Genomic DNA, 13,155 nt, shown 5'->3' with positions numbered 1-13,155 from the left:
CTCTAAAACAGCAATTTTGGAGCAGTCAACCAAAACAGGGTACTTTGCCCCACAGGGTTGTGATGCTCTGGCAAGAGTAGTCCAATCATACCAGCCTTCTTCAAAACCAGTTGCTGACGGGGTTGCCCCCATACTAAGATTTCTGCCCATGCGCTCAAGTTAGGTTCGTGTCCGACCAAGGCTAAATGCTTCAAACCTTGTTTTCGCCAGTTCTGAAACCAATTCAGCCAGTCTTGCCAGTTTCCTTCGGGACTCAATAAACCAGAGACATGGATGGCGCTGATGAGTCCCTGTTGCTGGATAATCTCAGCGGTTTGGTGGGCGCGTACTAGAGGACTGGTTTGCAAATAGTCAAAATTGATTCCCAGTGTTTGCAGTTGCTGGGCCACTTTCTGGGTTTTCTGTCGACCTTTAGAGGTTAATGTTCGCTGCTTGTCGGGGAGATGGGACTGTCGCTTTTCGGCAATTCCATGACGAATGAAATAGAGCTTCAGAGGCTGCGCCATTAGGTCCAGTCTTCTTTTTTATTGGTCCGAACCGTGTAAATTTTCTGGGTGGCGTGAATTTCGCGGGTTTTCTCGAAAAGTTGGGCTTCGGTGACGCCCCATTTCTCTAGTAACTTATCCAGATCTTTTTGAATATCTCGACTTCCTGGAAATCCGGCATAGCGAATGCGTAGCCGAGCTAGTTCAGCCCAGTTGAGGGCATTGGGCTCTTCTCGCAGCAGGCGATTAAGAGTGTTGCGATCGCGATCTTGCTGCGGATGACGTTGATCCTTGAGGCTATTCTCTGGCGCCATGGAATATCGACCGAATGTGACTCATGAAGGATTTAAGTTTACCAGCGACCTCCTTAGGCCTTCCCAGATCTTAAAAAAATAATTCGGAACGCTGGATCCCGGACGAAGCAGCTTAGACTAATTAACTTCATTCAGTAAGCTATGGGCCAAGCTGCCCAAGTTTTGCTGCAACTCGATAGTCCTGACCCCGACGTAAAATTTTATATGACTTCCCAACCTAGCCAACGTCCTCAACGTCCCTACTTTTCTTCAGGCCCTTGCTCCAAGCGTCCGGGTTGGAATCTGGAAGCCCTGAATAATGCGTTGGTGGGACGCTCCCATCGGTCTGGTCCGGGTAAGGCCCGCCTCAAAGAGGTGATTGATCGGACGAAAGCAATTTTAGGCATTCCTGAAGACTATCTCTGTGGAATTGTCCCTGCCTCCGATACGGGCGCAGTGGAAATTGCCATGTGGTCTCTCCTGGGGGCTCGGGGTACTGAAATGGTGGCCTGGGAAAGCTTTGGCTCTGGCTGGGTTACGGATGTGCAAAAGCAGTTGAAACTGCCGGATTGCAACATTACCAAGGCCGAGTATGGTCACTTGCCGGATCTGTCGAAACTGGATTGCGATCGCGACATTGTATTCACCTGGAATGGCACCACCTCTGGGGTTAAAGTTCCCAACGGTGACTGGATTTTGGATAATCGCCAGGGCCTCACCATTGCGGATGCCACCTCCGCCGCCTTTGCCATGGATATTCCCTGGTCCAAGCTGGATGTGGTCACCTGGTCTTGGCAAAAGGTCATGGGTGGAGAAGCCGCCCACGGTATGTTGGTTCTTAGCCCTCGGGCTGTAGAGCGGTTGGAGTCCTATGCCCCGGCTTGGCCTCTCCCCAAGATTTTTCAGTTGACGAAAAAAGGCAAGCTGAATGCAGCCATTTTTACAGGTGCAACTATTAATACTCCTTCCATGCTTTGTGTGGAAGATGCCTTAGATGGGTTGAAATGGGCGGAGAGTTTGGGAGGCGTATCGGCATTAATCGCCCGTTCTCAAGCAAATCTGACTGCGATAACTAATTGGGTTGATCGAACAGATTGGGTGGATTTCCTTGCCGTCGATCCAGCCACCCGCTCCAATACTTCTATCTGTCTCAAAATTGTTGATCCTTGGTATACAGCCCTCGCTGCTGAAGACCAGGCCAAAGGCGCAAAGCAGCTAGCTACTTTGCTAGATAAGGAAGAGGTTGCTTATGATATCGGTTCCTACCGTGATGCACCTCCAGGACTAAGAATTTGGGGTGGAGCCACAGTAGATACAGCTGATCTTGAAGCGTTGACTCCTTGGTTAGATTGGGCTTATGAACAGATGAAATCAAGCCACGGTTAATCTGAAACGGTTGTCTGCTTATTTTCTACATTTATCAAGTTGAAATATGGGAGCGTTGCTTTAGTCCAACACTCCCATATTTCAAGTAGCATCAATCGATAATCCTGACTTCCCAGCAAAAATTTGTTGAAGGCTATCAATGAGACGAGTCATCTCTGGGGGAGTCAATTCAAATTGAAGGTCATAGTGCTGATATCCATCCAGAGATGTAGCAGTCTTTTCATCTAACGTGGCTGTCATCAATTTGCGAGTTACAGACATCGTCAAATCATCGACGTGACTCACCAGCTGGTCAAGGACCATTACTTCAATATGTTCAGAATTAGGAAATCTTGAGAGGGAAAAACAATAATTCTTGGCCTCATCGACACAGTAAACATAGGCCATATCGTAGTCTGCATCGTAAGGTGAAGCTGCTAATATCGACGACTAGTTCGCCCCTGTTATCAATCATTGCAGGAGAGGTAAAAGGCACCAATATCTAGAATTTTATTTGATATCCACTAAACTGCCGACTTTCCCATCTTTGAGAGTTACGAGAATGCGATAAGAAGAATCCTCTTGTTTCCAGATATAGGTCGTTTCTGTGGAGGGTTGCTCTGGAAACTTCTTCACCTCTCCGGGACTGCCCATGATTTTTTTGACTTCCTCATAGGACATATCTAACTTGAGCTGTTCGTATTTCTCCTTGTTAACCAGCGCTTTATTTTGGCAGCTGATGAGGAGTAAGGATGCAAATATCAGACTGCCAAGATAAGTGAGGCTTTTATGTCTTGCCATAGTTTTTTTGGACCTTGTTTAATCTATGAGACGTAAGTTTTTCAGCCATCCATGATGGTCAATGACATACCTCATAGAAATGAACCTGTATTCGACTGCCCCATCTTCTTCAGCTGCCATGAGGATAATGCTGCAAAAACAACGAAACACCATAGGCTTCGCTTATGGTTCCCTGTTCAGGATTGTTCTTTTCAAGGTTGTGGGGACCCATTTGAGTCAGCAGGAATGGAAGTTTGCTGGATGAGGAATAGATTGGAAAGTCTTGTATATCACGGATAAAGCCTGGTAAATCCGTACAATAGGGTCATGACTCCCACTTCCACTTCCCAAGCACCCGCTGCACTTCAGTCTTCTGCAAGCGCAGACTCCAAACCCACCCTGGTTTTGGTCGATGGACATTCCCTCGCCTTTCGGGCTTACTATGCCTTTGCCAAAGGCCGAGAAGGTGGATTACGAACCTCTAAGGGTATTCCTACGAGTGTCTGTTATGGGTTTCTCAAGAATCTATTGGATTTATTGAAAAGGGAGAAACCCCATTATTTAGCGATTGCATTTGACTTGGGGGGACCTACCTTTCGGCATAAAGCCGATGAAACCTATAAAGCGAACCGAGCCGAAACGCCAGAAGACTTCATCCCTGACCTAGAAAATCTGCAAGAACTTTTGACCGCAATGGATTTACCTATTGTTGTCGAGCCTGGCTATGAAGCCGATGATGTGTTGGGCACGTTGGCTTATCAGGCGAGCCAGCAGGGATTTAAGGTGAAGATCCTGAGTGGCGATCGCGATTTATTTCAGCTGGTTCAGCCTGATGATCGTGTTCGTATTCTTTATATGAGCAATATTTATAGTGCAGCCTCTCGTAGTGGGGCAGAACCGGGGTCATTTGGTCCAACCGAAGTCCAGGAAAAGATGGGAGTCACGGTTGAGCAGATTGTGGATTATAAGGCCCTCTGTGGTGACTCATCCGATAATATTCCAGGGGTGAAAGGGATTGGCGATAAAACCGCCATTAAGCTGCTGGCTGAATATGGCACCCTCGACAATGTCTACGCCTCTGTTGAGCAAATCAAAGGGGCCGTTCAGAAAAAACTGGTGACGGGGAAAGAGGCTGCCTATCATTCTCAATTTATGGCTCGCATTGTTTTGGATGTGCCTTTAAAGGTTGGACCGCAAGACTTTGCGATAAAAGGCTTCACTGCCGATAAGGTCTCTCCCGTTTTGGAGAAGCTAGAATTCCAGTCTTTCCTGCGCCAAATCAATCAACTTCAGAAGCAGTTTGGCGGAGAAGCTATTGCTCCACCTGCCGCTACGGCCACTCCCTCAACGGCTGATGATGGAGATGACACCTGGTTTTTTAGTGCGGAAGATACGGATGCAGCTCAAACCCCTCCACCCCCCCAGCTTGTCCCTCGGATTATTGATACTCCCGCCAAATTGGCAGAGTTAGTCACTCTCTTGGAGGCTTACACAGATGCTTCTCAGCCCGTGGCTTGGGATACAGAAACCGATAGTCTTTCCCCTCGGGATGCCCATCTCGTTGGCATTGGCTGTTGTTGGCAGGGAGATGAACAATCCATTGCTTATATTCCATTAGGTCATAAAGAGGGCGACAACTTAGATCTAGAAACGGCTCTAGCAGGATTACGTCCCATTTTGGAAAGTGATAGCTATCCCAAGGCGTTTCAAAATGCCAAGTTTGATCGGTTAGTGTTCCAGTTCCAGGGGATTCAGATTCGGGGTGTTGTGTTTGACACCATGTTGGCCAGCTATGTGTTGAACCCAGAGCGCAGCCATAACCTTACAGATCTATCTCGGAATTATCTCCAAATAACGGCGAAAAGTTATAAGGAATTGGTCAAAAAGGGGCAAACTATTGCCGACTTATCTATTCCGCAAGTGGCTGAATATTGTGGGTTGGATGTATTCACTACCTATCAGCTGAGGGAGAAGCTGGAAGCTGAACTGGCTGCGATTCCCTCACTGCATGGCCTGTTTCAGGAGGTGGAACTGCCTCTGGAATCAGTGCTGGCGGTGATGGAAACGTCGGGAGTCCGTATCGACCAAGACTATCTACAAACCCTATCCACCCAATTGGATACGGATCTAAAGCGATTGGAGGCAGGGGCTTATGAGCTGGCAGGGGAAATCTTCAATTTAGGCTCACCTAAGCAGTTAAGTGAAATTCTGTTTGGCCGCTTGGAGCTGGATGTCAAAAAGTCTCGTAAGACCAAGCTGGGGTATTCCACAGATGCCGCCACCTTGGAAAAACTCCAGGGCGATCATCCGATTATCGATGTGTTGTTGGAATACCGAACTTTAGCCAAACTCAAGTCGACCTATGTGGATGCTTTGCCGACTTTGGTTAGAGCAGATACCCACCGCATCCATACGGACTTTAATCAGGCGGTGACTGCGACGGGACGGCTGTCCTCTTCCAATCCCAACTTGCAGAATATTCCGATTCGGACTGAATTTAGCCGCAAAATCCGAGCTGCCTTTATTCCTGAATCGAGCTGGATTTTAATGGCAGCGGATTATTCCCAAATTGAGCTGCGTATTCTAGCCCACCTCAGCCAAGAGCCTCGCCTGCTAGAGGCCTATCGTAATGGCCAGGATGTTCATACTTTGACGGCCCAATTGCTGTTGGAAAAAGACGAGATTGCGGCAGAAGAACGACGGTTGGCGAAGATTATCAACTTTGGTGTGATTTACGGGATGGGACCCCATCGGTTTGCCCGAGAAGCAGGAGTCAAATATAGCGAGGCTAAAGACTTTATTCAGCGATTTTACGATCGCTATCCAGAGGTCTTTGCCTATTTGCAGCGGATGGAGCGGGAAGCGATCAGCCAAGGGTATGTGGAAACAATCTTGGGACGCCGCCGTTACTTTGAGTTTGATAGTCGGGGCCTCAAGAAATATCGCGGCAAAGATCTAGAAGAGATGGCAGAGGTTGATCTGAGCGACATCAAAATGAGTAGCTATGATCGGGGCTTGTTGAGGGCTGCAGCTAATGCCCCCATCCAAGGATCTAGTGCGGATCTGATTAAAATTGCCATGGTCCAGCTCCAAGCTGCTCTAGAACCCTATAAGAGTCGGCTGTTAATGCAGGTTCATGATGAATTGGTGTTGGAAGTACCGCCTGATGAAGTGGAGGATGTGCGATCGCAAGTTAGAACCACGATGGAAATGGCTCTCCCTTTGAGTATCCCCTTAGTAGCTGAAGTTCATACTGGAGCCAACTGGATGGAGGCTAAATAGCACTATTATCCGCTTGCTGACTATACCTCAATTAAAACGGAGAGGGGGGGATTCGAACCCCCGTTAAGTTTGACCCTAAAACAGATTTCGAGTCTGCCGCATTCAACCACTCTGCCACCTCTCCAGGTTGGGGTTGTTGGTTTAGTCTAATGCCTATTCTACAGGGGAGAAGCCGGATTTTCACTAAGGGGGAAGGTGGATTCAAAACCGCGATCGCGGGTCCACTGCACTGCGCCATCTCTGGGTGTCCAAAAGACCTGGGGGATTTGGCGTTCTAGCTGGCTTAAACTTTGAGCATCGATATTGCGAGACGTGAGAATCAGAACTTGGGGCTGCAACTGTTTGATGGCTTCTAGATCAACCTTTGTGGACCACCATAGTACTTGTGGAGAGGTTACTGGGGTCGTTTGCAGCCAAGTCAATAGACTTTGATACCGACCTGCAACCATCAGCCAATTTTGCTGATTGACGGTGAACTGCAGCAGAGTGGGTTGGTGACGCAAGACGCTGATTTGAGTTTGGTTTTGAATCAGCTGTTCCCCGACTTGCAGTAAGCGCAGTTGTTTTGGCTGGACCTGGGATTTGAGAATCCATTCTTGCAAGGCGGTGTTGTCGGTTAAAGAGATGGGAATGAGCTGTTCTAGGGGAACTTGCTGGAGTAAAGCGGGCCATCCTTCTCGCCAGCGAGGTCGTAAGTCCGTGGCTAAAGCCAGATCTACTTGATCAATGCCCTGGCGTTGCAAAAAGGGAACGAGGGTTTGCGATGCGATATTGCGATCGCCACTATTCAACACCAAAGTCCCACCCGGTTGCTGCATCACCATCATCGGGGGTGTCGCCCGGTCAAAAATCGTGATTTGAAAGCGATGGACTTGATGATGCCAAATGGGCAGAATGATGATGGCTGAAGCCAGGGTGATCAATAGGGGTAAACGTTGCTTCCAAACCGGTAAGAGCCATGCCGATACCAGCAGTCCATAGAGCAGCACCAACTGCCCAATCGAGATGGTCCCCAGAGTGATGGAAGCTCCCGGCAACTGGCTAATCTGAGTCACTAGCCAAATCAATCCCTGGGTGGGTATCGCCAGCAGCCAAGCCAGTAGACTCCCTGCCCAAGGCCATACCACCGATATGATGCCGCTGAAAAATCCGCCTGCCGTTAGCAGAATCAAAAACGGTGTTGTGCAGAGATTGGCCAGCAAACTGTAAAGGGGGGCAATTCCAAACTGATAGAGCTGTAAGGGTAAAGTCCATAGCATGGCGGCAATGGGCACGGCGAATAGAGATGCGATCGCAGGGGGTAACCAATCCAGTTTCTGAGTTAAGGGGGGCACCGTCACAATCAGTCCCAAGGTGGCGAGGAAGCTGAGCTGAAATCCCAAATCCCAGATCCATTGGGGCTGGATGACGAGCAGCCCAACAGCCACGACCAGCAATACACCGACTGGATTCAACCTCCGGTTGGCCGCAACGGCTGCCAGACCGGCCATGCCCATTAAGACCGCGCGGGAAACAGAAGGCTCAAACCCACTCAAGAAGATAAAAACACTAAGTCCGATGAGCCCAGTGAGAAGTTGTGTTCGAGGCGATAGACGACTCGTGACCTTCAGCATTCCCAAGAGAATGATGGAAACATGGAACCCTGACGCGGCTAGGGCATGGGCTAGACCTACTTTGACAAAGCGATTGCGTAAATCGAACGGTAAATCGACCCGACGATGGCCTAAAACCATGGCGCTGACTAAGGCCCCTTTGTCTGGCCCTAGGTATCGGGCGTGCGATCGCACAATGCGTTGCCGCACAGCCCATCCGCCCCAAGTTCCTCCAGGTTGCTTAACCGTAACGGTTTTACCTCGTAAGCCTGCAAAGATACCGGAGCGGGTCAAATAGTCTTCGAAATCAAAGCCTTGGGGCGTAGAGGAGTGGCGAGGCTTATAAAGATAGCCAGAAACTTCTATTCGTTGTCCTGGATGCAGTTCTAGCCCCTGCTTCGGAGGTAAGGATACATAGAGCAGTCCGCGAACCGTTTTTTGAGTCGGCTTTGCTTGTAGTTTTAAGGCCTCCATCTGAAACTGAATATTTTGACTTCGCGTTAGGCGAGGCATCGTTGTCACGGTGCCTGTGACAGTAACGGGTGAGCGAGAGACTTCAGCGACGGCTCGGCTGATATCTTGTGGTCCAGGCGTTGGAGTCCGCATTATGAAATACAGGCTGGCAAATAGGGTTAGTCCTAACATGCCTAGCCAAAAGATCACAGTGGGGCCGCGTCGCCAAGGATAGAGAACAGGCCAAGGCTGTCGCAAACTGAGGGCTCGCATCCCCATCAGTCCCAGCCCTAAGCCAATTAACCCCAGCCAGCCATAAGGGTGAGCGGTGGAGAGTAATCCGACGATCCAGGCAATGCAGAGAATAGCACCATTCAACGCCTGCATTTAGGTCTCAAATGGCTGCTGATCATCCCAGTTATAAAGTTGACGGTTCTCACCATTGCGAATTAAGCGTTGCTGCAATTTGGGATAGTCACAGATATCTACAGAGCGTCGTTCTCCCCCCATCAAATACACCAAGTCTTGGTCAAAGGGATTAGACAAACTATGGGGTTGGGAAGGGGCTGTAAATCCCATAAAGTCGCCTGGGCCGACTTCATATTCAGCTTCACCAATGACAGCAATCCCTTTTCCTGAAAGGATATAAATAAATTCTTCTTCTTGATGATGGTAGTGGAACTGCGTTGTGTCTCGGCCCGGCTCTACTCGGACTAGGTGGACCCCCAGTCGTTTGAGTCCTACCCAATCTCCTATCGATTTAGTGTGACGGATGGCATTGGGATTCAAGGGATGTTGAAAACATTGTTCTGGCGACTCTTGGAGGGTGGAGGCTTTGACTAAATGGGGTGTGAAATTCATCGCTACACTCTTGAGTCACGTGGACAGTAACCATCCCCTTGCAAGAGAGGATGGTTACTCAATCTTTGCGTTAGACAGACTCAGTATAAAGTGTTGGGAAATAACGCAGTATTGACAGGGCTTCTTCCTATTCTGGGAAGGGAGACGTGTGGGCTGACTTGAGGTTAGCGACTGTAGTTCCGTTAGGTTAAAACGATAAACCTAATTTAAAACCCAGTAGCGTATGGACAACCAGTAGAACTAAGGCAGAGCTACCAACATAAGCATGGGCCGAGCGAAAACTGTTTTCTCCCCAAAAGTTGCTGATGGACAGCACAGCATTAGTCGCCAATAAACCAATCACAGCGGTACCCGACCAGAAGTGGGGACTCTCAAAAATCGGCTGTTCTTGCATCACCAAAGACAGCACGCCTCCGGTATATCCCAAAACGATAAACAAAAACATCCAGGGCACCACTTGAGCATGGGCCGCTCTTTTCTGGCTCCCATCTTCTTCATCAGTGGCTAAGCGGCCTTGCCATCCTTTTACACCCGCATAGGATCCCATTACAAACACCACAATTCCCATCATGGTGGGATGGCCCCAATGCACGATGGGCTCAGGCAATCCTAAACTTTGAAAAAATCCCGCGATGGGGGCTAATAGTTCTTCCATTTTTAATGTGTTCCTTTCAGGCTTCGGCAGTGTTCTCAATGCAGCGTGATTCCCCTCAATTGGGTGAATACAACCGCTACGACTTTTAAGTGTAATGATTTCTTGCAAATAGTTGGGATGTAGTGAAAACGGCTCAAACTTGCGACTGAATGAGACAGTCTATCGGCGGTGTGAATCACTGAATTTAGGATCAGGGCAAGGAAAGCGACTACAATAGCGATGGCTCTCACTTTGGTAAAGTTACCCGCAATTATGGCTGTAAAGAAAGGAAGTCTAGTCCGTATCGTTCCCGAAAAATTTGAAAATAGCGTAGAGGCCAAGGCCAGCGATCGTCGTTTGCCCCCCTATGTTTTTGAGGGGACCGGAGAAGTATTAGAGATTAAGGGTGACTATGCCCAGATTCAGTTTCGCGTCCCTGTGCCCACAGTCTGGCTCCGGGTCGATCAGTTAGAAGCGGCCTAATAATCTCAACGATTGGTTACGGATCAGTGCGATCGCAGTTTGTCCGACCACAATAGAGGTATGAACCTCACCTGCTTACCAGGAACCCAAGCCCCCCGCGTTACCATCGTGGGAGCGGGTAATGTTGGCAGCACCTTAGGGCAGCGAATTGTCGAGAAGAATATTGCTGACGTCGTTCTGCTCGATATTCAGGCAGGACGTCCTCAAGGATTAGCCTTAGATTTAATGGAAGCACGGGGTGTGGAGCATCACGATCGCACCATTATCGGCACGGCAGATTATGCCGACACCCAAAACTCCGATGTCATTGTGATTACGGCTGGCCTCCCCCGCAAACCGGGCATGAGCCGCGATGATCTGCTGAAGGTGAATGCCCAGATCATTACGGACGTGACTCGCCAAGCCATTGCTCAGTCGCCCCATGCCATTTTGATGGTGGTTACGAATCCTTTAGACGTCATGACTTATCTGGCTTGGCAGTCGAGTGGCTTACCCCCAGAACGAGTGGTCGGGATGGCAGGAGTCTTAGATGCCGCCCGATTTGAAACCTTTATTGCTCTAGAACTGAAAGTCTCGATTACCAATGTCCATGCCATGGTGTTGGGGGGACATGGAGATTTGATGGTGCCTCTGCCCCGCTATTCCACCGTTAGTGGTATCCCGATCACTGAACTGATGGATGAGAAGACTATTCAGCAGTTAGTCGATCGCACCCGTAATGGTGGGGCTGAAATCGTCAGTCTTATGCAGGCCGGTAGCGCCTATTTTGCCCCGGCTTCTTCCGCGTCCTTAATGGTGGAATCCATTCTATTTGATCGGTCTCGTGTTTTACCTGCTGCCGCCTATCTGGATGGGCAATATGGTCTCTCTGATATTTTCTTGGGGGTTCCTACTTGCTTGAGCCGTCAAGGTGTGACGAAGGTGTTAGAACTTGATCTGTCCCCAGACGATGCCCAAGCATTACAGACTTCCGCTCAAGCTGTGCGCAAAAGCATTACGATGGCCAATGCTGTGTTAAAGTCTCAAACCTAGTTGTAGCGACCATTCAGATAATTGAGAATTCCCTGGGCAATGGCTTGAGCCATGCGTTTACGCCAGGCAGGATTTCTCAAGCCCACAATATCTTTTGCCCCTGTGAGAAAACCGGTTTCTACTAAAATGGCGGGCATCGAGGTCTTGCGAATCACATAGAATCGAGCAGGTCTGACTTTGCGATCGGGCATTCTTAGGCTGCGCAAAATGGTATTGTGAACGGTTCGAGCAAAGCGAGAGCCTAAGCGAGCCCCTGGAGCATGGTAGGTCTCTAAGCCATTCACATCGGGACGACTCATACTAATGGCATTGGCATGAATACTGACGAAAGCGGTTGCCCTGACTTTCTCCGCTAATCTCACTCGGGGGGGTAGATCAACATCCACTTCTCGCGTTCGGGTGAGATAAACGACGACTCCCTGGCGTTGGAGAATTCGGGAGACTTCTAAGCTAATGTCCAAAACAACATTGGTTTCTCGTAAACCACCAATGCCGATGGCACCGGGATCGGGTCCCCCATGGCCGGGATCGATCACAATGACTTTGCGACCCCGAACTGGGCGTCCCGTAATGGGAGGTGTTGGTTGGGTTGAGGTGGGAGAGGGAGTACTCGGAATTCGGGTGGTAATGGGGCGCTGACCCGGACGGAGTAAATTGAGGGAAATAGACTGATTGGATAACCGTTGGACACCCGTCACTCTGACATTCGTGCTGGGTTTGGCCGAAATGATCACCGTATTCTGGCCCGATTCCGTCACGGAAATGTCAGATAAGGGGCTGCCAGAGCCTAGTCGTGGTTTTCTCAAGTCATCGGCTAATTTGGCAGAATTAATCGTGATTTGATAGGCCCTACCAGACCAACGGGTCGTGTATGAGATCGGTTGATCGGCTTTGATCAGGAGTTGTCGTCCGCCCAAGTCTATGCGGCGAATGGTATTGATTTGGCTAGTTGAGGCTGTTGGAGCGGTGGAGCGATTCGGCGAGACTAAGCTGACCGTTGTACCAGGACGACGGGCTGAACGGTTGGCAGAGGGGCCACCCTTGGGCAAGAGCACAATCCCACTGAACCGACTGACACTTGCCATCCAGTCAGGGCTGTCTTTGTCCACCGTTAACAGCAGCTCTGCTTCTGAATCAGATACAGACTTGAAGGTCATGCTCTTGATGCCGTGATACCCAGGCGTGAAGGTCTTCGCCAGTTGGGGGGCAATAGTGGTGCCAGAAATCTTGAACGTGATCTCTTTTTTATTCCGGCTGCGCTTGACTTTTACCTTGGGTTTAGTCTTCTTCGTCGGCAGAAAAAGACCATCGACGGTCACCAAAATATCACTGATCCCCGATGAGCTTTGGGCAATTTGGAGAGGGGGAGATGAAGGCTTTGTGGCGACTATTTGTGGCGAGGGGGCCGATGTCGGCTTAACGACCTGGGATGGCGACAGAGGAGCTGGAGTGGATGCTGTAAGAGTATTGTCAGTCGTTTCACCAGAAGGCTTCCATCGCTTGGGTTCTGGTAGGTTGATAGACCAGTTTGTCGGTGAAGAACCTTCCACTTTGACTTGCTGTGGATCGAGGGTATAGGCCGGATCCAATTCCACCACAATTCGTGCAGTTTGGGCATTGACTTGTCCGAGTCGGACGGAGCGAAACTGGCTACCTAAACTCTGCTTTAAGGTGCGTTTGCCTAGGACAATCCCTGGTAAATCGACGACTAAACGAGTGGGGTTAGGAATCAGCTGTACCCGAGGCCGAATTTCTTCATCCGTGGTGAATTCTAAACGATTTTTGTTTTGATCAAACCGCCAAGACTGGAGTTGGGCTGCTTCTGCTGGCAAACAGCTGAGAAACATTCCACACAGACTGGGGAGTAACCAGCGTAGCGAGTGAGTCATCCCCCT

At 49.5% G+C, this 13,155-nt stretch carries 12 protein-coding genes and 1 tRNA gene; 4 read left to right on the top strand and 9 right to left on the bottom strand.

The features are described 5' to 3' along the window. Nucleotides 1-2: 2 nt before the first annotated feature. On the bottom strand, nucleotides 3-506 hold the full coding sequence (gene sixA / locus I1H34_RS22135; protein WP_212663074.1) for a phosphohistidine phosphatase SixA: 504 nt from the start codon (nucleotides 504-506) through the stop codon (nucleotides 3-5). Next, nucleotides 506-799, bottom strand: a complete 294-nt coding sequence (locus I1H34_RS22130) for a DUF3288 family protein (RefSeq protein ID WP_212663073.1) — start codon at nucleotides 797-799, stop codon at nucleotides 506-508. The genes sixA and I1H34_RS22130 overlap by 1 nt, the downstream gene beginning before the upstream one ends. A gap of 204 nt (nucleotides 800-1,003) precedes the next feature. On the opposite strand from I1H34_RS22130, the gene I1H34_RS22125 reads away from it, so the two are divergent. Further along, nucleotides 1,004-2,164, top strand: coding sequence for a phosphoserine transaminase (locus I1H34_RS22125; protein WP_212666392.1), 1,161 nt, complete (start codon nucleotides 1,004-1,006; stop codon nucleotides 2,162-2,164). An 81-nt stretch (nucleotides 2,165-2,245) separates the two neighbouring features. Here the strand turns inward: I1H34_RS22125 and I1H34_RS22120 are convergent, their stop codons facing one another. Together I1H34_RS22120 and I1H34_RS22115 are read right to left on the bottom strand one after the other, a co-directional pair. Further along, entirely contained in the window at nucleotides 2,246-2,467 is a 222-nt protein-coding gene (locus tag I1H34_RS22120; protein ID WP_249369495.1) for a hypothetical protein, read from the bottom strand. 186 nt (nucleotides 2,468-2,653) lie between these two features. Beyond that, entirely contained in the window at nucleotides 2,654-2,944 is a 291-nt protein-coding gene (locus I1H34_RS22115) for an outer membrane protein assembly factor BamE (RefSeq protein WP_249369493.1), read from the bottom strand. A 306-nt stretch (nucleotides 2,945-3,250) separates the two neighbouring features. Here I1H34_RS22115 and polA point away from each other — a divergent pair, with 306 nt between their 5' ends. Continuing rightward, nucleotides 3,251-6,205: a DNA polymerase I gene (gene polA, locus I1H34_RS22110; RefSeq protein ID WP_212663071.1), complete on the top strand. Its 2,955-nt coding sequence runs from the start codon at nucleotides 3,251-3,253 to the stop codon at nucleotides 6,203-6,205. Between the two features lie 37 nt (nucleotides 6,206-6,242). Here polA and I1H34_RS22105 read toward each other — a convergent pair. The 4 genes from I1H34_RS22105 to I1H34_RS22090 all read right to left on the bottom strand — a co-directional run bounded on the left by I1H34_RS22105 (nucleotide 6,243) and on the right by I1H34_RS22090 (nucleotide 9,766). Further along, nucleotides 6,243-6,329 (bottom strand) — tRNA-Ser (locus tag I1H34_RS22105). Nucleotides 6,330-6,363: 34 nt separating this feature from the next. Then, nucleotides 6,364-8,637, bottom strand: a complete 2,274-nt coding sequence (locus I1H34_RS22100) for a ComEC/Rec2 family competence protein (protein WP_212663070.1) — start codon at nucleotides 8,635-8,637, stop codon at nucleotides 6,364-6,366. After that, nucleotides 8,638-9,111 carry a cupin domain-containing protein gene (locus I1H34_RS22095; protein ID WP_212663069.1) on the bottom strand — a complete coding sequence of 158 codons (474 nt, stop codon included), beginning with the start codon at nucleotides 9,109-9,111 and terminating at the stop codon, nucleotides 8,638-8,640. Nucleotides 9,112-9,298: 187 nt separating this feature from the next. Beyond that, entirely contained in the window at nucleotides 9,299-9,766 is a 468-nt protein-coding gene (locus I1H34_RS22090) for a DUF4079 domain-containing protein (protein ID WP_212663068.1), read from the bottom strand. 252 nt (nucleotides 9,767-10,018) lie between these two features. Here I1H34_RS22090 and ndhO point away from each other — a divergent pair, with 252 nt between their 5' ends. After that, nucleotides 10,019-10,228, top strand: coding sequence for an NAD(P)H-quinone oxidoreductase subunit O (gene ndhO, locus I1H34_RS22085; protein WP_041660842.1), 210 nt, complete (start codon nucleotides 10,019-10,021; stop codon nucleotides 10,226-10,228). Nucleotides 10,229-10,288: 60 nt separating this feature from the next. Next, a complete protein-coding gene (gene mdh, locus I1H34_RS22080; protein ID WP_212666391.1) occupies nucleotides 10,289-11,260 on the top strand; it encodes a malate dehydrogenase in 972 nt (323 codons plus the stop codon). Here mdh and I1H34_RS22075 read toward each other — a convergent pair. After that, complete coding sequence (locus I1H34_RS22075) at nucleotides 11,257-13,149, bottom strand: N-acetylmuramoyl-L-alanine amidase (RefSeq protein ID WP_249369491.1); 1,893 nt, start codon at nucleotides 13,147-13,149, stop codon at nucleotides 11,257-11,259. The genes mdh and I1H34_RS22075 overlap by 4 nt on opposite strands. Between the last annotated feature and the right edge of the window lie 6 nt (nucleotides 13,150-13,155).

The sequence above is a fragment of the Acaryochloris marina S15 genome (assembly GCF_018336915.1).
In the GTDB taxonomy this organism is placed as follows: Bacteria; Cyanobacteriota; Cyanobacteriia; order Thermosynechococcales; family Thermosynechococcaceae; genus Acaryochloris; species Acaryochloris marina_A.
Note: the sequence above shows the minus strand (reverse complement) of the source record. Positions and strands in the feature narration are given on the sequence as shown.

Coding starts and splice junctions, on each gene's coding strand:
- sixA (WP_212663074.1), bottom strand. CDS start 506: ATGGCGCAGCCTCTGAAGCTCTATTTCATTCGTCATGGAATTGCCGAA.
- mdh (WP_212666391.1), top strand. CDS start 10,289: ATGAACCTCACCTGCTTACCAGGAACCCAAGCCCCCCGCGTTACCATC.
- I1H34_RS22075 (WP_249369491.1), bottom strand. CDS start 13,149: ATGACTCACTCGCTACGCTGGTTACTCCCCAGTCTGTGTGGAATGTTT.
- I1H34_RS22090 (WP_212663068.1), bottom strand. CDS start 9,766: ATGGAAGAACTATTAGCCCCCATCGCGGGATTTTTTCAAAGTTTAGGA.
- polA (WP_212663071.1), top strand. CDS start 3,251: ATGACTCCCACTTCCACTTCCCAAGCACCCGCTGCACTTCAGTCTTCT.
- I1H34_RS22130 (WP_212663073.1), bottom strand. CDS start 799: ATGGCGCCAGAGAATAGCCTCAAGGATCAACGTCATCCGCAGCAAGAT.
- I1H34_RS22115 (WP_249369493.1), bottom strand. CDS start 2,944: ATGGCAAGACATAAAAGCCTCACTTATCTTGGCAGTCTGATATTTGCA.
- I1H34_RS22125 (WP_212666392.1), top strand. CDS start 1,004: ATGACTTCCCAACCTAGCCAACGTCCTCAACGTCCCTACTTTTCTTCA.
- I1H34_RS22100 (WP_212663070.1), bottom strand. CDS start 8,637: ATGCAGGCGTTGAATGGTGCTATTCTCTGCATTGCCTGGATCGTCGGA.
- I1H34_RS22095 (WP_212663069.1), bottom strand. CDS start 9,111: ATGAATTTCACACCCCATTTAGTCAAAGCCTCCACCCTCCAAGAGTCG.
- I1H34_RS22120 (WP_249369495.1), bottom strand. CDS start 2,467: ATGGTCCTTGACCAGCTGGTGAGTCACGTCGATGATTTGACGATGTCT.
- ndhO (WP_041660842.1), top strand. CDS start 10,019: ATGGCTGTAAAGAAAGGAAGTCTAGTCCGTATCGTTCCCGAAAAATTT.